Annotated in this window: 15 protein-coding genes and 1 other annotated feature; of the genes, 6 read left to right on the top strand and 9 right to left on the bottom strand. The window is 41.8% G+C overall.

The annotated features are described in order from the left end of the window. Nucleotides 1-2 precede the first annotated feature (2 nt). Nucleotides 3-335 carry a bacillithiol system redox-active protein YtxJ gene (ytxJ, locus tag HNR31_RS02895; protein ID WP_181554741.1) on the top strand — a complete coding sequence of 111 codons (333 nt, stop codon included), beginning with the start codon at nucleotides 3-5 and terminating at the stop codon, nucleotides 333-335. Between the two features lie 184 nt (nucleotides 336-519). Here ytxJ and HNR31_RS02890 read toward each other — a convergent pair whose 3' ends face one another. After that, a complete protein-coding gene (locus HNR31_RS02890; RefSeq protein ID WP_181554871.1) occupies nucleotides 520-2625 on the bottom strand; it encodes a cell division protein FtsA in 2106 nt (701 codons plus the stop codon). Between the two features lie 226 nt (nucleotides 2626-2851). Here HNR31_RS02890 and HNR31_RS02885 point away from each other — a divergent pair, with 226 nt between their 5' ends. Continuing rightward, entirely contained in the window at nucleotides 2852-3934 is a 1083-nt protein-coding gene (locus HNR31_RS02885) for a bifunctional 3-deoxy-7-phosphoheptulonate synthase/chorismate mutase (RefSeq protein ID WP_181554740.1), read from the top strand. Between the two features lie 73 nt (nucleotides 3935-4007). Here HNR31_RS02885 and HNR31_RS02880 read toward each other — a convergent pair whose 3' ends face one another. Then, on the bottom strand, nucleotides 4008-4388 hold the full coding sequence (locus HNR31_RS02880; protein WP_181554739.1) for a TrmO family methyltransferase domain-containing protein: 381 nt from the start codon (nucleotides 4386-4388) through the stop codon (nucleotides 4008-4010). A 209-nt stretch (nucleotides 4389-4597) separates the two neighbouring features. Here HNR31_RS02880 and ccpA point away from each other — a divergent pair, with 209 nt between their 5' ends. Then, entirely contained in the window at nucleotides 4598-5593 is a 996-nt protein-coding gene (gene ccpA, locus HNR31_RS02875; protein ID WP_181554738.1) for a catabolite control protein A, read from the top strand. Between the two features lie 32 nt (nucleotides 5594-5625). Here ccpA and HNR31_RS02870 read toward each other — a convergent pair whose 3' ends face one another. Genes HNR31_RS02870 through HNR31_RS02860 form a run of 3 tightly spaced genes read right to left on the bottom strand, consistent with a single transcriptional unit; the run spans nucleotide 5626 to nucleotide 8113 of the window. Further along, nucleotides 5626-6804 (bottom strand): acetoin utilization protein AcuC, encoded by a 1179-nt coding sequence (locus HNR31_RS02870; protein ID WP_181554737.1) that lies wholly within the window; start codon nucleotides 6802-6804, stop codon nucleotides 5626-5628. Next, entirely contained in the window at nucleotides 6801-7445 is a 645-nt protein-coding gene (locus HNR31_RS02865; RefSeq protein WP_181554736.1) for an acetoin utilization AcuB family protein, read from the bottom strand. The genes HNR31_RS02870 and HNR31_RS02865 overlap by 4 nt, the downstream gene beginning before the upstream one ends. Nucleotides 7446-7480: 35 nt before the next feature. Beyond that, nucleotides 7481-8113, bottom strand: coding sequence for a GNAT family N-acetyltransferase (locus HNR31_RS02860; RefSeq protein WP_181554735.1), 633 nt, complete (start codon nucleotides 8111-8113; stop codon nucleotides 7481-7483). A 177-nt stretch (nucleotides 8114-8290) separates the two neighbouring features. Here HNR31_RS02860 and acsA point away from each other — a divergent pair, with 177 nt between their 5' ends. Beyond that, entirely contained in the window at nucleotides 8291-10006 is a 1716-nt protein-coding gene (gene acsA, locus HNR31_RS02855; protein WP_181554734.1) for an acetate--CoA ligase, read from the top strand. Between the two features lie 38 nt (nucleotides 10007-10044). On the opposite strand, the gene HNR31_RS02850 is transcribed toward acsA, so the two are convergent. Next, nucleotides 10045-12873, bottom strand: a complete 2829-nt coding sequence (locus HNR31_RS02850; RefSeq protein WP_181554733.1) for a transglycosylase domain-containing protein — start codon at nucleotides 12871-12873, stop codon at nucleotides 10045-10047. 185 nt (nucleotides 12874-13058) lie between these two features. Next, nucleotides 13059-13281, top strand: a binding site (T-box leader). A 47-nt stretch (nucleotides 13282-13328) separates the two neighbouring features. Between HNR31_RS02850 and tyrS the strand changes: the two genes are divergently transcribed. Next, entirely contained in the window at nucleotides 13329-14588 is a 1260-nt protein-coding gene (gene tyrS, locus HNR31_RS02845) for a tyrosine--tRNA ligase (protein WP_181554870.1), read from the top strand. A gap of 168 nt (nucleotides 14589-14756) precedes the next feature. Here tyrS and rpsD read toward each other — a convergent pair whose 3' ends face one another. Continuing rightward, the gene (gene rpsD / locus HNR31_RS02840) at nucleotides 14757-15359 is read right to left on the bottom strand and encodes a 30S ribosomal protein S4 (RefSeq protein ID WP_181554732.1); all 603 of its coding nucleotides are present in this window, start codon (nucleotides 15357-15359) and stop codon (nucleotides 14757-14759) included. A 329-nt stretch (nucleotides 15360-15688) separates the two neighbouring features. Between rpsD and HNR31_RS02835 the strand changes: the two genes are divergently transcribed. Further along, on the top strand, nucleotides 15689-17554 hold the full coding sequence (locus tag HNR31_RS02835) for a diguanylate cyclase domain-containing protein (RefSeq protein ID WP_181554731.1): 1866 nt from the start codon (nucleotides 15689-15691) through the stop codon (nucleotides 17552-17554). A 56-nt stretch (nucleotides 17555-17610) separates the two neighbouring features. Here HNR31_RS02835 and HNR31_RS02830 read toward each other — a convergent pair whose 3' ends face one another. Together HNR31_RS02830 and hisJ are read right to left on the bottom strand one after the other, a co-directional pair. Beyond that, the gene (locus HNR31_RS02830; RefSeq protein WP_181554730.1) at nucleotides 17611-18090 is read right to left on the bottom strand and encodes a GAF domain-containing protein; all 480 of its coding nucleotides are present in this window, start codon (nucleotides 18088-18090) and stop codon (nucleotides 17611-17613) included. Nucleotides 18091-18147: 57 nt separating this feature from the next. Next, nucleotides 18148-18951, bottom strand: a complete 804-nt coding sequence (hisJ, locus tag HNR31_RS02825) for a histidinol-phosphatase HisJ (RefSeq protein WP_181554729.1) — start codon at nucleotides 18949-18951, stop codon at nucleotides 18148-18150. Nucleotides 18952-19110: the final 159 nt, after the last annotated feature.

Genomic DNA, 19110 nt, shown 5'->3' with positions numbered 1-19110 from the left:
AAGTGGGAAAGCAGAAACTGGAGACGATGGAGCAATTTCAACAAGTAATCGAGCAGGGGAAACGGTTTTTATTCGTGAAGCATAGCCTCACATGCCCAATTAGTCAAGCAGCTTTTCGCGAATATGAAAAATTTGTGGAAGACTATCCTGATATGGATACATATTATTTATTCGTGCAAGAAGCGCGCCCGCTTTCCAACTACATTGCGGAAACGTTTGGGGTCAAGCATGAGTCTCCACAAGCTCTCTTATTCGAGAATGGTTCTGTGGTGTGGCATACGTCTCATTGGAACATCACGTATGATACGCTGAAAAAACAAGTCGCGAACGAATAACAGGCGTCCGGTATGGGACGCCTGTTTGAATAGGGAACAGTATACAATCTCATATGAATACAGGTTATATGATGATTAGAAGAAAGAATGAATCATCTTCTTAAACGATTAGGCTATAAAATAAATTTTGTTTTTTCATCTTCAAGGCAAGTTTCTCCATGTTAACATGTAAGCCAATCTCTTTTTATTTCATCTCCGCACTTGTTGCCTCCCACACGATTTGTAATTCATCCCCTGGTGCAATGGGATCATAAAACGTGACAGGTTCGCCGTTTTTCAACAACGTAAATGTCTTGGAAGCGGATGAAGGAATATCGATTTGTACGTAGTTAAATACATCTTGGAAGATAAAAGGCTCACGCTTCTTTTCGATAAGTTCAAGGCTTGATCCGTTTTCGATGACATCTGTTTCATCGAGAAGCTGTCCCTCTTTGTAAACCTCAACGATTCGCTTCGACAATGTAAGCGGCTTGCCATGAAAAGTAATCGGAATGGAGTAGTGGAGCTGGATGTTCTTCGCTGTTGCCAGTTCGATGACGGTCGGGTCCGTTCCATTCTCGATTTCAATGATATCTCCATCTTCAAAATTGGAATGAAGCTTTGTTTCCATATTATTCTTGTATATTTTCCCGGAAAATTGTTTAAGCTCAACGGATAAACCGTTGATGTTGACCGTGAACGGTTTTATCTTTTGAATCCACTCAACAAGATGAAGTTCTATTAGTAACTCTTCAATCGTTTCCGGCATTTTGACAACGATGATATCGCGATCGTTGACGCTGTTGTCGAGAGAAACAGCTTGCCCGTTTCGATACACTGTTGCTTTTACTTTGTAACGTTCACCGTTAATGGTGACGTTCTTACAAGGCAGTTCATCGATTAGATCTCGTAATTGAACAGTAGCTGGAACGCCGTCTTTTCCTTTTTCGACGACGATCTTATCTCCGTCGTGAACTTGCTCGTCTAACGAGGAGATAACTCCGTTTTTTACGATGAGCGGTGGTTCTCCATATGTTCCGGGGATTGTTACTGTTTGTCCATTGACAGTGACGACAAGCGCCATACCCGGTTTTCCGTATAATTTCTGAAACGGAATGCCAGCAGCAAGAAGGCAATCACCGACGGTCAATGCTTTCATATCAAACAAACGTAGTAATTGGTCATTGACGGATACTGTTATATACTGAACAGGATTTTGTTTAGATGCAATGGCAATACCGATTGGCGTTACCAGTTCAGGTCCGCGTTCAGCGATTTTTGGAGTTAGCTCAAGCTTTTGAATGGCATCAATGCCGCGAATTGCCACGCGATTTTCTGGAAGCTGAAGCTTTTCGGCAAGCCGTTTTGGCAACTCAGGTGTTAAGCTACCGCCGCCGACTAACATGACCGCTTTTGGCGGTTTTCCGCTGTTTAGCAATAAAATTTCTTCGCTGATGGCATGCGCCAGCCGATCAATCGCATCGGAAATGGATGCGATCATTTCATCTCGGGACACTTCCGTTTCAAACCCTAAAATATCGGTGATTGTGACAGTTTCATTCGCGGAGAGCTCCCGTTTTGCTTTTTCTGCCAGTGGAAAATCAAGCAAATAATGATCAGAAATTGCTTCAGTGATTTCGTCGCCAGCAATGGGTACCATTCCGTAAGCGATGACGGTGCCAAGATCAGTAATGGCAATATCGGAAGTGCCTGCCCCAATATCGACAAGAGCCACATTTAATCGGCGCATTGTCGGTGGGATCAGCACATTAATCGCCGCAATAGGTTCGAGAGTCAATGCTTCCATTTCAAGACCAGCGCGCTGCAGTGCCGCAAGCAGCGATTCGACGACAAGCTTCGGTAAAAAGGTCGCAATGACTTCAACAGTTGCCTCTGTCCCCTGTTGATCAATTAAACTGCCGATTTCTTGGCCGTCGATTTTATAATTGACAACAGAGTAGCCGACGCAATAGTAGTGATGGCTTTGTTCTTGTTGTTGGGAAGCCAATTTGATTTGCGCTTGTTGAACAGCACTCAATTCTAAGTGCTTCACATCTTCCTTTGTCATCATCGGTTTTCCAGCGATGAGAAGTGTTGCTTCTGCCCGTTCTGTTTTTAGTGCTCTTCCTGCTGCGGCAACGGATACACGTTTTAACGGACCGTATTTTTGTTCGAGTGTTTCTTTGATGTCTTTCATGACGCTGGCGACAGCTAATACGTCGTGAATTTGTCCATCTAGCATCGCGCGTTCATGGTGTTCTTTTATGACGAGATCTAAAATTGTATAATGGTCGTTCATTTGTTGGAGCATAATGCCAACGACAGAACGAGTTCCGATATCTAAGGCGAAAATCGGTGTTTCTTTGTTCACGAGTGAATCACCTTCTTGGATAAAATCTCATAAAATACTTTATTGCTTAAAAGCGTTTAATAAATAAAGTGATTTATGGATGACAACTGCTCCCATTTCCATTATAATAATGTCTAATTACTAGAAATGTATCACATTTTTACAAACGAGGAAAGGATGAGAAGGCATGAGCAACGAAAGATTAGACGAGTTGCGTGCGAGAGTAGACGAGCTCAATCTTCAAATTTTGCAACTGATTAATGAACGGGGAAGACTCGTTCAGGAAATTGGAAAAATTAAGGAAACGCAAGGGACATATCGCTATGATCCAGTCCGCGAGCGAAAAATGCTTGATTTAATCCTTGAACATAACGATGGGCCGTTTGAAACGGCAACGTTGAAGCATATTTTTAAAGAAATTTTTAAAGCTGGTTTAGAATTGCAGCAAGAGGATCATCGAAAAGCACTGCTTGTTTCGCGTAAGAAAAAACCAGAAAATACAATTGTTGAGGTCAAAGGTGAAAAAATCGGTGACGGCAACCAATACTTTGTTATGGGACCGTGCGCGGTAGAAAGCTATGAGCAAGTCGCTGCGGTCGCGGAAGCCGTCAAAAAGCAAGGATTAAAACTGTTGCGCGGCGGCGCATACAAGCCGAGAACATCGCCATACGACTTCCAAGGACTAGGAGTCGAAGGGCTAAAAATTTTAAAACGAATCGCAGACGAGTACGATTTAGCAGTCATTAGCGAAATCGTCACTCCAGCCGATATTGAGGTTGCATTAGATTATATTGATGTCATCCAAATTGGCGCGCGGAATATGCAAAACTTTGAACTGCTGAAAGCAGCCGGCCAGGTCAATAAGCCGGTGCTATTAAAGCGTGGCTTAGCAGCAACGATCGAAGAGTTCATTAATGCTGCTGAGTACATTATGTCGCAAGGAAACGGTCAAATCATTCTTTGTGAGCGGGGCATTCGCACGTACGAACGCGCAACGAGAAATACGCTTGATATTTCTGCTGTGCCGATCTTAAAGAAAGAGACACATTTACCTGTATTTGTTGACGTCACGCATTCGACAGGACGACGTGATTTATTGCTTCCTTGCGCGAAAGCTGCATTAGCGATCGGAGCTGACGGTGTCATGGCGGAAGTTCATCCAGACCCTGCGGTGGCGTTATCTGACTCTGCGCAGCAAATGGATATTGATCAGTTCAACGAATTTATGGAAGAGCTAAAATCATTCCAGCGACAAATGGTCAATGCATAAATCAAGATGGCTCGCCCTTCAAAATTGAAGAGGCGAGCTATTATTTCCAATAATCTTTCATTACGTCTACCGACTACAACGGTTGTTTTACGCCAGTCAGTGGAAGAAACTTGCACATGACCGGTTTAATATCAGTGACGGGTGTTCCGTCGATGTCGTCCACCCCTTTGACAATCAATGTCTTACCGTAACGTTTGATGAACTCAACGCTTGCTGCCCCTGGTTTGTTCGGTCTATTTTTCCCTCGTTGCGCAAAAATCCCTACTTTCGGATATTGTTGATTATTTTGTGGATGTTTTGTTCCATATTGAATCTTTTCATCGGAAACTTTGTCGAAATAAAAAATACTTTCTAAATGGGAAAAGTCTTCAATACCATCTAGTGCTGTTGCGTTCAGCTCATCAATTAAGGTAATTTCGGATACAACACTCCCCCAATAGTCATCATCAAGCATAGAATGGGAAATTATATACATAGGTAATAGGGGAAATAGAACAGTGTTTTTCTCCCCTCCGTATCGTCGATATTGAAAACATTTGCAAAATATTTGTCAATCCGTTGCGATTGCCCCATAATGTATCGTATGATATTTCTACGTAAATAGGCAACATTAGTGGTTATGGGAGAAAGAATAGATATTCATGAAGAAAAGGAGTGGAACGAATGAACGTTACGATTTACGATGTAGCGCGAGAGGCAAACGTATCAATGGCGACAGTATCGCGTGTTGTAAATGGAAATCCAAATGTAAAGCCATCAACGAGAAAAAAGGTGTTAGAAGCAATTGAGCGTTTGGGATATCGACCAAATGCAGTCGCAAGGGGACTTGCAAGCAAAAAAACGACAACGGTCGGTGTGATTATTCCTGACATTTCAAGTATTTTTTTCGCGGAATTGGCGCGCGGGATTGAAGATGTCGCTACCATGTATAAATACAATATTATTTTAAGCAACTCCGACCAAAATAAAGAGAAGGAACTTCATCTGCTGAACACGATGCTTGCAAAACAGGTCGACGGCATCGTATTTATGGGGGGAAACATTACCGAGGAGCATGTGAATGAGTTTCAAAAGTCTCCTGTTCCGATTGTATTAGCGGCAACGATTGAGCCGAATAATACGATTCCATCCGTTAATATCGACTATGAACAAGCTGCATTTGACGCGGTCACGTACTTGCTGGAAAAAGGAAATAAGCGAATTGCTTATGTAACCGGACCAGCAGATGATCCGATTAATCAAAAGAAATTGGCGGGTTATCGCCGCGCATTAGAGACGCGCGGATTGCCATATGATGAAGCTCTCATTATCGAAGGAGATTATTCCTATGATTCCGGCATTGAAGCATACGAAAAAATGGCGGAATTAGCGGAACGACCGACGGCGGTATTTGCCGGAACGGATGAGATGGCGCTTGGCGTAATTCATAGTGCACAAGACCATGGTATAAGCATTCCGGAACAACTTGAAGTCGTTGGCTTTGACAATACAAGGCTCGCGACGATGGTGCGTCCGCGTTTAACGACGGTCGTACAGCCAATGTATGACATCGGTGCGGTAGCGATGCGTCTTTTAACAAAATATATGAATAAAGAAAATGTCGAAAACCATATTGTTGTCTTGCCGCATCGCATTGAGTATCGAGAGTCTACAAAGTGAAGAGAAAAGGTGTACAAAGCCTATGAGTGAATTCATAGGCTTTGTTTTATGTTTGAACGATGATTACGAATCGGATATAGCGCTTTTTCTACCGTTTGTGCATTTTTTTCCGTAATTTCTGTTTTGCGCGGGATCGGAGAATATAAATGCTCTGGGTCATCCCACTCAAGTGGCAACGGAACAGGAGAGAGTGCCTGCCATTTGTCTAGCCATGCTTTCGGAAGATTACCTGAAATATTTGATTGTTCTGTCATTTCGAGCCAGATAAGTGCCCAAGCGCGCGGAACGACTCGCCAAATATCGTATCCTCCTCCGCCGACGGCAATCCAACGACCGTCACAATATTCGTGGGCAATTTGATGAGCTAATTTCGGAATTTCTCTGTATGTTTTCATCGTTACCGATAAATGAGTCAACGGATCATAATAATGAGCATCTGCACCATTTTGCGTGACAATGATGTCCGGCTTAAAAAAATCAGCAATTTCTCGAAGTGCTTGCCTATAGGCATCAAGCCAAGATTCATCTTCTGTAAACGCATCAACAGGAATGTTAAACGAATAACCGTATCCTTTTCCTTGACCGCGCTCATTGACGTTTCCTGTTCCAGGAAATAAGTAGCGACCTGTTTCATGAATCGAAAACGTACAAACATCCGGATCGTCGTAAAAGGACCATTGCACTCCGTCCCCATGATGAGCATCGGTGTCCACGTATAATACGCGAAGTTGATATTTTTCCTGTATATATTTAATCGCCACAGCGCTGTCGTTGTAGATGCAAAAGCCTGAGGCTTTGCCGCGAAAACCGTGATGAAGACCGCCTCCTAAACTTAATGCATGTTTCGCTTTTCCAGATAACACATAATCGACCGCTGTTAATGTACTGCCGACTAACAGTGCGCTTGCTTCGTGCATGTTTGGAAAAATTGGGGTGTCTTCTGTTCCTAGTCCATAGTTTAAGGCAATGTCTGCTGATAGACGTCCTTGCCCTGCTGCTTTTACCGCTTCAATATAATCGCGATCATGGATGAGTGCAAGTTCTTCGTCGGTGGCCATTCTAGGAGCGACAATTTGTTCATCTCTTAAAGCGTTCATCGTTCTCAACAAGTCATAAGTGAGTTTGACGCGAAGCTGATTAAACGGATGCTCATCATGAAATTTATAGTTTTGAAAATCGTCTGAGTATACAAACACACAGTCTTTTTTCATGATGAAACCCCCGGTAAATTTGGCCACAATACCGTATAGCCAGCGTTTTTTAAATCGGCAATTATCCCGGTTGGATTCATCGTTTGCGCGCGGAAGACAAGAATTTTATAATGCTCATCTTTGTCCGGATAGACAAGAACACTGGAAATATTGATATTTCTTTGACTAAAAATGGCTGCTACTTTACTTAGCATGCCACTTAGGTTCGGTACTTTTACTTCGATTTGCGAACTGGGCTGATGAGCACCAGTGAGTTGCACGAACGTATGCAGTAAGTCCGTTTCCGTGATGATGCCGACGAGCTTTTCGTCTTTGACAATCGGTAAGCAGCTAATGCGATATTCATAAAACAAAGCGGCGATTTCTTCGACGAAGTCAAGCGGGTGTCCGGTGATCACATCCGTTTTCATAATCGTGCTAATCGGTTTTTGCAAGTCTTCTATATATTCGTTTGCTTGAAAAATGGATGGACTGGCATCACGAATATCGCGGTCTGTGATGATACCAATGACATGGTTTTCATCATTGACAATCGGAATATGTCGAATATGGTGCTGTTTGACTAATTGGATAGCGTCGATAATTCGGTGGTTTGGATGAAGCGTAATCACATCCGTTTTCATAATTTGTTCAACAATCATATATTCTCCTCCCCATTTGTTGTCTAGACGACTGCTTAATACATAAATCGGTTCATAAAACGAAGCTGATCAAATTTTTGAATTGATGCTTGATCGACCCGCTTACCGATACGAGCCATCAAGCAATTCGCAGGATGAGAGCAAATTTCTGGATCATCCGTCGCGTACCAAACGAGCCCGCCGGCATTCATCATCTTTTCCATTACTTTGCGATATTCCCATACATTTAATCCGGTTCGTTTTAAATCCCAATGCCAATAATATTCCGTCGTAATGATAATATAGTCTTCCATCGCATCATCCATCATGGAGACGATTAAAAGATTTTTGCCAACTCCATAGCCGCGAAACTCAGGAATCACTTCAATTGCTCCCAATTCAATTAAATTTTCCATCTTTCCTTCTGACCAACGCTCAAGCGGATCTGGATAGAGAAATGTAACGTAGCCAACAATCGTTTGATCATGACGCGCGATAATAATTCTTCCTTCAGGTAATTGGGCGATTTCAATCAAGGCTTTATGCTGCTGTTGTGGCTGACGAAAGGCGGTTAAATCATGATGGAATTCGTAACTCGCTAGATTTTTAGCAGGCAAAGGTCCTTCGATAATTAAAGTCCCTTTTGGTGTTTTTAATTCTTTTGCATTATATGTTTTTTTATGTTCCATTCAGTCACCACCTGAGTGTTTGTTTTCTTTTTATTATACATGAAAATATAGTTTATAAAGCGTTTTCAAAAAAATTCTCTATCAAGTAATGGGAATAAAAATTTTTAAAAAATTGAGAATTTAAATAAGGTATACTATAATGGGAATGTAACCACTTACATAAGGGGGAATTGGGGAATGAAAGTTGAAACACTGCCAGTCATACAAGGGGATTACAATTTAAAAAACTATGAAGAAACCTACCAAAACTTCGACTGGTCAGAAGTAGAAAAGCAGTTTTCATGGTCGGAAACCGGTCGAGTGAATATGGCGTACGAAGCGATTGACCGCCATGCGGAAACATTCCGTAAAAATAAAGTGGCTCTTTATTATCGTGATGCGTCAAGGGAAGAAAAATATACCTTTAAAGAAATGAAAGAATGGTCGAATAAAGTCGCGAACGTCTTAAAGCAAGTGGCTGATGTCGAAAAAGGAGACCGAGTGTTTATTTTTATGCCGCGCTCTCCAGAATTATATTTTGCTATGCTTGGAACGATTAAAGTTGGAGCCATTGCTGGGCCATTATTTGAAGCTTTTATGGAAGGAGCGGTGCGCGATCGGCTAGAGGATAGCGAAGCAAAAGTGATCGTGACGACTCCAGAGCTTCTCCCGCGCGTTCCGGTGAATGATCTACCTGCGTTAAAATATGTTCTGTTAGTCGGTGATGACATTGTTGAGGAAGGTCCGTATATCGACTTAAAGAAACGAATGAACGAAGCAAGCAAGCATTTTGATATTGAATGGGTCGACAGGCAAGATGGGCTCATCTTACATTATACATCAGGATCGACGGGAAAACCAAAAGGGGTTTTGCACGTTCATAACGCGATGATTCAACATTATCAAACAGCTAAATGGGTGCTTGATTTAAAAGAGGATGACGTATATTGGTGTACAGCTGATCCGGGATGGGTAACAGGAACTTCGTACGGTATTTTTGGTCCATGGCTTTGCGGGGCATCTAACGTTGTTGTCGGTGGACGCTTTAGTCCGGAAGCATGGTATAAAACGATTGAAGACTATGGTGTTACCGTTTGGTATAGCGCGCCAACTGCATTTCGTATGTTGATGGGCGCAGGCGATGAAGTGGTGAAAAAATTTGATTTAAGCTCGCTTCGTCACGTGTTAAGCGTCGGGGAGCCATTAAACCCGGAAGTCATCCGTTGGGGAATGAAAGTGTTCCAGCGTCGCATTCACGATACGTGGTGGATGACTGAAACAGGAGCGCATCTCATTTGTAACTATCCATGCATGGAAATTAAACCGGGATCAATGGGAAAACCGATTCCGGGGGTGAAGGCAGCAATTATTGACGACCAAGGAAATGAGCTGCCGCCATATCGCATGGGGAACTTGGCGATTAAAAAGGGTTGGCCATCGATGATGAAGAAGATTTGGAACAATCCACAGAAATATGAATCCTATTTCATTGGTGATTGGTATGTTTCCGGAGATTCCGCGTACATGGATGAAGATGGATATTTTTGGTTCCAAGGACGCGTTGATGATGTCATTAATACATCTGGTGAGCGTGTGGGCCCGTTTGAAGTCGAAAGTAAGCTTGTCGAACATCCAGCCGTAGCGGAAGCTGGAGTCATTGGAAAACCAGATCCGGTTCGTGGTGAAATTATTAAAGCGTTTATTTCGCTCCGTGATGGATATGAGCCTTCTGAAGAATTGATTGAAGATATTCGTGAATTTGTGAAAAAAGGGTTGGCCGCTCACGCAGCGCCGCGCGAAATTGAGTTTCGTAATAAGCTTCCAAAAACGCGCAGCGGAAAAATTATGCGCCGTGTCTTGAAAGCATGGGAATTGAATTTACCGACAGGAGATTTGTCAACAATGGAAGACTAAAATGATACCCCCTCGATAGTTGATCGAGGGGGTATCTATTATTGTGACGATTCTGTAGGAGGGGGAGCGTTGCCTGAATTTGTTTCTTCAGACGGCTTAGTTGGACTTGATGATTCCGGCTTGCTTGGATTCGAAGTTGATGACTTCGGTTCAGATAGCTGAATGATGTTGGAGCGCGATGATTCTTTTCCTGCAATATCAACAGCTGTCACATAATATACGCCGCTTGCGGAACGGATGGGAAACGATAATGGTTGCCCAGCTTTAATCGTTGCTACAATGCGAAATGGTGCCCCTTCCCGTTCCGATCGATATACGCGGTAGCCAATGACATCATTTTCGTAGTGGGAAGACCAACGGATAGCTCCATTTATTAGATGAATGGTGAGCGGGCTTGGATTCTTTCCGTTTTCAGGTAGTTGGCCAGCAAACAGCGTCGTTGCCCATTGACCTGATTTTGGAAGGAGCTTTGTTACATCGCGTACGTGACTGATTCCTAACTGGCTTAACAATCGTTCATCCAACATTACCCCTCTAGTTGTAAATTCACGTGGGGTGGTGTCGAGTGCCGCATACCGTTTTCCGTTTACTTCAACAAAAATCCCTTCTGTTAAATACGTTTCTCCATTCTTCGGTGTGAATTTTGTATTGTACAAGTCATAGCTCACTAACCCTGCTTTGGCACATAAGCCGGACGGAACAAGTCCGGAAATTGTACAATACGCGCGTCGGACAATTCCACCCGGCATATTGAACCGTTTTTTCGGCGCGATTAAATCCGGCTTTACGTCATAAGCAGCGTTCATCAGTTGTGCCCATAACAATAAATTTCGTTTGCTATAGGATAGCCCTTTATATTTGAGCTGTAACGGTGCTGGCGTATCATATCCCATCCAAACACCGAATGTGACATTCGGATTTGTCGCGACAAACCAGGCATCTTTATTATCTTGTCCGGTTCCTGTCTTTCCAGCCCAATCAGCTTGAAACTTTAAGTAATATGGGAGGGCTGCTGCTGTTCCTTGGCGAATCACATCCCGCATCATGTCGATCGTTAAGTACGATGTTTGCGGAGAAAAGACAGGGACAGGATTGCTTTTATGTTCATAGACGACTTGTCCATCTTTTGAAACAATTTTTTCAATTAAATAAGCATCGACAAACGTTCCGTAGTTTCCGAATGTTGCATATGCGTTAACGTTTTCCTCCACAGTCACTCCTTTGGTTAAAGCGCCGAGCGCCATCGATAAGTTCGTTGCATCCGTTTTTGTTAAGCTTGTAAAGCCCATTTTTTCTAAATATGTTATCGGGTGTTGATTGATGATTTTCATATATGTGCGCACGGCTGGAATATTATATGAGTATTGCAGAGCACGCCGAGCAGATACCAATCCATGTGTTTGCCGATCAGCGTTTTTTGGACTGTAGGTGCCGCTTGCCGTTTTTACATATAGCTCAACGTCAGGAATGACAGAGCCTGGTTGAATTACTCCCATCTCCATAGCTGGAGCATAGACTAAAAGCGGTTTCATTGTTGAACCGTTTGAGCGATATGCCTGTGTTGCGTGATTTAACTGTTGTCGGTGATAATCCCTTCCGCCAACAAAGCTAATGATTCGTCCAGTTTTATTTTCAATAAGCATTGCCCCGACTTCAACCGGCTCAGCTTTTGCAATGGTTTTTCCTGTTTTCTCATCTTTTACATATTTGATGATATCATTACCAAAATACGGGTATTTAGCGACAACAGCTTGCATGTGATCGTAAATATCCTTATCAATCGTTGTATAAATTTCATACCCATTCTGTCGAAGCTGTTTTTCCGCTCTCGCGAGATATTTGTGATAGAGCGAAGTGTTTTCGAGTAATTGTTTTTTCTCATAGCCGTCTTTTTTTGCTAAAACATCAGCTAAAATTTCTTTGGCGCGCTGTTCAATTTCCATTGTCAGCCATGGATATTTTTCGAACGGTGATGGCTTCGGTGGTGCAAAATGTTCAGCAACATTATACTGTAGAGCTTCTTCATATTGCTTGTCAGAAATATATCCCGCCCGTTTCATTCGGTTCAAAACGGTTTTCATCCGGTTTAACGCAGGGGAAAGATCGTCTTTGACTTTTCCATCACTTGTGAATGGTGTATATCCAAAGGGACTTTGTGGAAGACCAGCTAAAAATGCCGCTTGAGCAAGGTTTAAATCTTTGGCATCAACTCCAAAAACGCCCTGCGCGGCTGCTTGGATGCCGGCAATGTTGCGGCCGGACGAGTTTCTGCCAAAGGGAACGACGTTTAAATACGCTTCTAAAATTTCGTCTTTACGGAAAAACTTTTCGAGACGAAGGGCGATCAAGATTTCTTTCGCTTTTCTTTCAAATGATACTTCATTCGTTAAAATTTGATTTTTGACAAGCTGTTGTGTTAATGTGCTTCCACCTGTGCGTGTAGAAGAATTGGTGGCTTCCTGAAATAAAGCGCGGATTATCGCTTTTGGTACAACTCCATGATGTTCATAAAAATACTCATCTTCTGTGGCAATAATCGCTTTGATTACGTAAGGGGAGACATCCTGTAAACGCACTTCTTCCCTCTCTAAATCGGTGCGAAAACTCCCGAGATAGACGCGATTGGCAAAATAAATATGGGTCGTTTCTTCATAGTTATAAATATCTTGTTTCATTTCTTTGTACGAAGGAATTGGCATATCTTTAACTAAAGAAGCAAAATACCCAGCACCGACACCAAATGCAAAACAAATAGCGCAAATAAGTAAAATGATAAAGATAAGAAAAAGATTCCAACCGATTTCATACGTAATGCGTAAATAGCGCAGCGTTTTTTGAAGGGAGAACATTTGTTTCTCTTGCTCCATAGGCATCCTCTCCATAAGAATAAAAATAAAAATGACAGAACATTATGAAAATATATCGGTGCTTAAAAAGTAGTTTTATTATATCATATCCAATGTCTAATATTATGGTTTTTTGTCATTTTTTCTGAGTTGATTTGACAATCCCTCTTGATTATGATAAAAACATGTATATCAAAAAACATATCATCAAAGCGATGACAGGATTGAGTAGTGTTTATCTCCCTGTTTTCAGAGAGCTAGTGGTTGGTGCGAACTAGCACAAAGATAAGCATGAATTACCTCCTCGAGCATCTTTTGCGAACGGAGCGTCCAAGTAGCAAAAGACGGTGAATGCCGTTATCGGAATGAAGTGAGAAAGCGTTATGCTTTCTAAGTAGGGTGGTACCGCGATGTTAACTCGTCCCTTCGTTTTATTAGGGGCGGGTTTTTTATTTTTGCAAAAAGAGGTGAAAGAGATGGATTTATTGCAAGATTTACAGTGGCGTGGCCTTATTAACCAAGTGACTGATGAAGAAGGGCTTCGCAAATTATTATCAGAGGAAAAAGTAACGTTATATTCCGGATTTGATCCAACAGCCGATAGCCTGCATATCGGCCATTTGTTGCCGATCTTGACGTTACGAAGATTCCAATTAGCGGGTCATCAGCCTATTGCACTTGTTGGAGGAGCGACAGGGCTCATTGGTGACCCGAGCGGTAAAAAAAGCGAGCGCACGCTGAATGCGAAAGAAGTCGTCGTGCAGTGGAGTGAAAGAATTAAAGAACAATTGTCTCGCTTTTTAGATTTTGAGGCGGCGGACAATCCGGCGAAAATTGCCAACAATTATGACTGGATCGGCTCTCTTGATGTTATTTCGTTTTTGCGCGATGTCGGCAAACATTTTGGTATTAACTACATGCTGGCAAAAGAATCCGTTCAATCGCGCATTGAAACGGGGATTTCCTTCACTGAGTTCAGCTATATGATTTTGCAATCCCTTGATTTTCTAAAGCTGTATCAAAACGAAAACTGCCGGTTGCAAATCGGTGGCAGCGATCAGTGGGGGAATATTACGGCGGGATTGGAGCTTATTCGAAAAACTGAAGAAGAGGCGAAAGCGTTTGGACTCACAGTTCCGCTTGTTACAAAAGCGGATGGAACGAAATTTGGGAAAACAGAAGGCGGAGCGGTTTGGCTCGATAAAGAAAAAACATCTCCGTATGAGTTTTATCAATTTTGGATTAATACCGATGACCGTGATGTCATTAAATACTTAAAATATTTTACATTCCTATCAAAAGAAGAGATCGAACAGCTTGAAAAAGAATTGCAAGAAGCGCCGGAAAAAAGAGCGGCACAAAAAGCCTTGGCGGAAGAAATGACGAAACTCGTTCATGGCGAAGAAGCGTTGAAGCAAGCAATCAAAATTTCTGAGGCGCTCTTTAGCGGCAGCATTTCTACGTTAACTGCCGATGAGATCGAGCAAGGCTTTAAAGATGTTCCTTCTTTTGAATATGAAGGTGAAGAAGTCGCCTTAGTAGAGTTGCTTGTGGCAAGCAAGATTGTTCCGTCCAAACGCCAAGCGCGTGAGGATGTCACAAATGGGGCGATTTATGTCAACGGTGAGCGAGTGCAGGATGTAAATAAAGTGTTAACGAAGGAAGACCGTATTGAAGGACGATTTACTGTGATTCGTCGCGGAAAGAAAAAATATTATTTAATTCGCTATAAATAATGGGGCTCTTTTTTAAGGAGCCCTTTTTGATTATATCAAAATGGATATTTTGCTTCTCAGTCTCCTCGGCAGGAGAAAAGCACTTGCCCGTTGCACTTAATAGAGAGCCTGTGCTTTCCTATGAAAAAAACAATCCCTCTGGAATAATGTCCAGAGGGATGATAGGCATTAACGAGAGTAGAACTCAACGATTAATGCCTCGTTAATTTCAGCTGGTAACTCGGAACGTTCAGGTAAACGAGTATACGTGCCTTCCAATTTGTCAGCATCAAGCGTTAAATAGTCAGGTACGAAATTGTTTGCTTCAAGCGCTTCTTTAATTACTTGAAGGTTGCGAGATTTTTCGCGAACAGAAATCGTTTGACCAGGTTTTACGCGATAAGATGGAATATCTACGCGGTTTCCATCGACTAAAATGTGACCATGGTTAACAAGCTGACGAGCTTGACGGCGAGTGCGCGCAAAGCCTAAACGGTAAACAAGGTTATCTAAGCGAGATTCAAGAAGAATTAAGAAGTTTTCCCCGTGTTTACCAGGCATTTTGCCAGCTGCCTCGAACGTGTTACGGAATTGACGTTCGTTCACACCGTACATATGACGAAGTTTTTGTTTTTCTTGTAATTGTAAACCGTACTCAGAAAGTTTTTTGCGTTGACCTGGACCATGCTGACCTGGTGGGTAAGGGCGTTTTTGTAACTCTTTACCTGTGCCGCTTAAAGAGATCCCAAGGCGGCGAGAAAGTTTCCACATTGGACCTGTATAACGAGCCATTCAATGCTCCTCCTTTTGCTTTTATTTCAGGTAAAATAAAAGCAGACGTGCATCAACAATTATGGCCATTTTGTTTTCATGTATCCTCGCTCTAGCAGCTAAGAGTTACACGATACACCTCTTAAAAAGAGGAACAAAATGAGTCCATAAAGGTGATCACTAAGGCTGCTATATTTTACACAAAGGCTATTATATGATTTTTATAGACTAAAGTCAATATTTATTTACACTGCTTCAAAATAATATGATATAATAAAAGATGTAATTTTTTGAAAAATTTTTATTTATCTTTCCATATATAAGAAATATAGGTGTGGGTGAAGCGGGCCATGAAGACACAGGAGGAAAAGGTATATATATCCTTTAAGAAAAAGTTTTTCGATTGGTTCTTAGCGTATGATGATTACGATGATTTCTCAAAAGTCATGATGGGACTGCTTTTTTTGTTAAAGCAAGAACTCATGATTAAGGAAGCAACCTTTTTTCTGTTTGATCCGTTGAAGAAGCTACTTTATCCCGAAGTGACGACGAATGAAGAAGGACATTTTCATCACGTTCCACCAGATTATCTCGTATCAATGATGGACGAGACGAAACAACCACTGTACATTGATGAAGATGGACCGTACACAACCGCGCGAATGCTCCTCTATCTTCCTGAAGAGTTTATTGGAATTTTGCAATTGGTGTATGAGAAGCATCAATATTTTAGCGAATCGTTTCTTGAAAAAATAGAGAAGGATTTTTCACAGCTATTCAGCAAAATGAGAAAGATTTCACGAGGTCTTAGTGAAGAAAAACGATATGAGCGGCTCCATCATTTTACTGCAAAAATTCACTCATCAATGAAAATCGACGATGTGTTAGAAGAAATTATTTATACATTGAAGCAAGTGTATCCGTCATTTACATATTATTTATTTTTGTCACATGACAACCAATATCACGAGCATTTGCCAATCAAGCCGCTCGCTTTTGAAGAAAACGATGAGAATATGGCAGCAATGCAAGCATTTCTGACGGGAAAAATTCAGTTAAAGGACTCCATTCAACTCCGTCGTTCGATTTTGTATGCACCCATTAAAGGAGCACAAGGCGTTTATGGTGTGCTTGAAATTATTGCTCCCTATATTATGGAGTTTCCAAAAAGTGAAGTGAATTTTATTTCTTTATTGGCAAATACAGCGGGAAGCGCACTAGAAAATGCCCAACTATACGAACAATCGCGTAGGCTCGTCGCTGATTTGCAGCTCATCAACGAAACAATGCACCGTCTCAATGCGAATTTGCGCCTGCAAGATGCGTTGCAATTTATGGTACAGCAAATTAAACAATCATTTTGTGCTGAAGAAGTCGGCTTTTTCCTCTTTCAAGGTGCGAAAAAGAAACTGTTGCCCGGAAGCACACCGTTCTTTCAATCCCGCCAATCGAAAAAGTATATTGAATTCGTTGCGAAGCGAATCCAAACAGAACGGGATATGGTATTTTTGGGAGATGCCAAAATTCATACATCTCCATCCATTCCAGCATTTCGGTCGTTAATGGCTGTTCCGATGGTGCAGCACGGAGAGCTAAAAGGTTTTGCTGTCGTTTTGCATCGCCAGCCTTACCATTTTACATTTGAAATGTTTAAATTATTGCAGTCATTAATTCATCACTCTACTCTTGCGTTTACAAATGCGATGCTGCGCGAGGAATTAGAGAGACTCGTCATTACAGATTATTTGACAAAGTTATATTCGCGTCATTATTTAGACGAGCAAATAAAAAAATCGATGCACCGAGATGCGTTCGGTACGTTCATTTTAATTGACATCGACAATTTTAAAGAGATTAATGATACATATGGACATCAAACAGGTGATGCTGTAATCGTTCAAGTAGCCAACATCATTAAAGAAAATGTTCGCGACAGCGACATCGGCGCTCGTTGGGGCGGCGAAGAGCTGGCGATTTATTTGCCAAAAGTAGGGCTGACCACAGGAATTTCAATTGCGAATCGTCTCGCGGCAAAAGTGAGACAAGAAACGAGTCCTCCTGTAACGATTTCCTGTGGCGTTTCGTATTGGAAAAAAAATCGGCTAGAGGAAGCCAGTGAATTGTTTAAACGTGCGGATGAGGCGCTATATATGGCGAAAAGAACGGGAAAAAATTGTGTGTTTGTAAAAGACTATCATCATCAATATAAAGCATAAAAAGGAATCCGTTTCGCTTGGATTCCTTTCTTCACGTCTCTGTCTCATTATTATAATTATAATGAGGCGACAAGTGTTTCGACGAATTTTTCTAAATAATATTGGTCCACTTCATCAAAACGATTTTTCATAGGGCTGTCAATATCTAGTACTCCAATCACTTCGCCGTTTTTAATCATTGGTACAACAATTTCAGATTGGGATGCGGCATCGCATGCAATATGCCCAGGGAAAAGATGAACGTCAGCAACGCGCTCTGTTTTTTTGTTTTTGGCTGCGGTTCCACACACACCCTTACCGAACGGAATTCGTACACAAGCCGGCAGTCCTTGAAATGGACCTAGTACGAGCTCATCTCCTTCTGTTAAATAAAAGCCGACCCAATTAACTTTTTCTAAAAATTGATTTAATAGGGCAGAAGCGTTTGCTAAGTTGGCAATCGCATTCGGTTCTCCTTCGATTAACGATTTTAGCTGTTTAATCACTAATTCGTAATTTTCTTCCTTTGTTCCGTTATAGGCAGTAACGTGAAACAAAAGTATCGCCTCCCTGTTTACATATGCGCTTATTGTATGAGGAGTGGCAATGGATTGTCAAATAAAAAGTACTTCTTTCACCATTACCTCGATTCCTTGATGTAAATCGTTCGCACAATGTGCATCTGATCCGTAAACGATACGTATGTTGCGCTTCATTGCTTCATAAATGACCCAATCTGGAGGATAAGGTTGTAAGCAAAGAGGTTTGTGGACACCGGCACCGTTATAGTCTAGCTCATAACCTCGCTTTTCGATTTCATCAAGAATGTGTAAAATATGGTTGGTCATTTCCTTAGCACAAGGAAATTGCTTTTGAAACTTACGAACGAGTGTCATATGGCCGATGCGTTTCGGTTTATATCGACCGAGGTCGGCGCGAATCGACTGTAACACGGTTTCGTAATACGCTTCGTACACTTTTGTGATGGAGCCAAATGCGTCAACCATTGCTGCAAACATGTTGGGGCTATAATCTAAACAAAAAAATTGCTTACCGCATGAAAGAAAATGAACAGATAAAATGCTATCATCTAATTCAGGGCCGACTTCCTCAAGAAATCGCGCCGTCTCTTCTTCGTATCCGACAATAAAATCAACTTCTAACCCGATATGGATGGTAATATCCGCTTTATATTGCTTTTTTAGCTCACGGAGTGTCGATATATATTTATCCATATGTTCAAGCTTCATTGCGCTATCTTGGTGTGGGGTCGGATCAGAAAAAGTCAGAGGTAGCGGGGCGTGCTCGGTGAACGAAATTTCCTTATACCCTAAATGAATTGCACGTTCAATATACTGTTCGAACGAATCAGTGCTTCCATGCGGACAAAACGGCGTATGAACATGTCCGTCTCGCAAAGCAATCACTCCTTTCTTCGGCGTACGATGAAAAAAATGAGGATTTCTGTAAAAAAAATTAAAAATTTTGCTCAAAAAATGTCGTTAACATGGTATCATAAAAACATTGAAAAAACATTATCAAGATGTTTTTGCCTTCTCGATAAACTGTCATTTTAT

The sequence above is a fragment of the Thermaerobacillus caldiproteolyticus genome (genome assembly GCF_013761245.1).
GTDB classification, from domain to species: Bacteria; Bacillota; Bacilli; order Bacillales; family Anoxybacillaceae; genus Thermaerobacillus; species Thermaerobacillus caldiproteolyticus.
The sequence above is the reverse complement of the archived record's forward strand: the minus strand, read 5'-3'. Positions and strand labels throughout refer to the sequence as shown.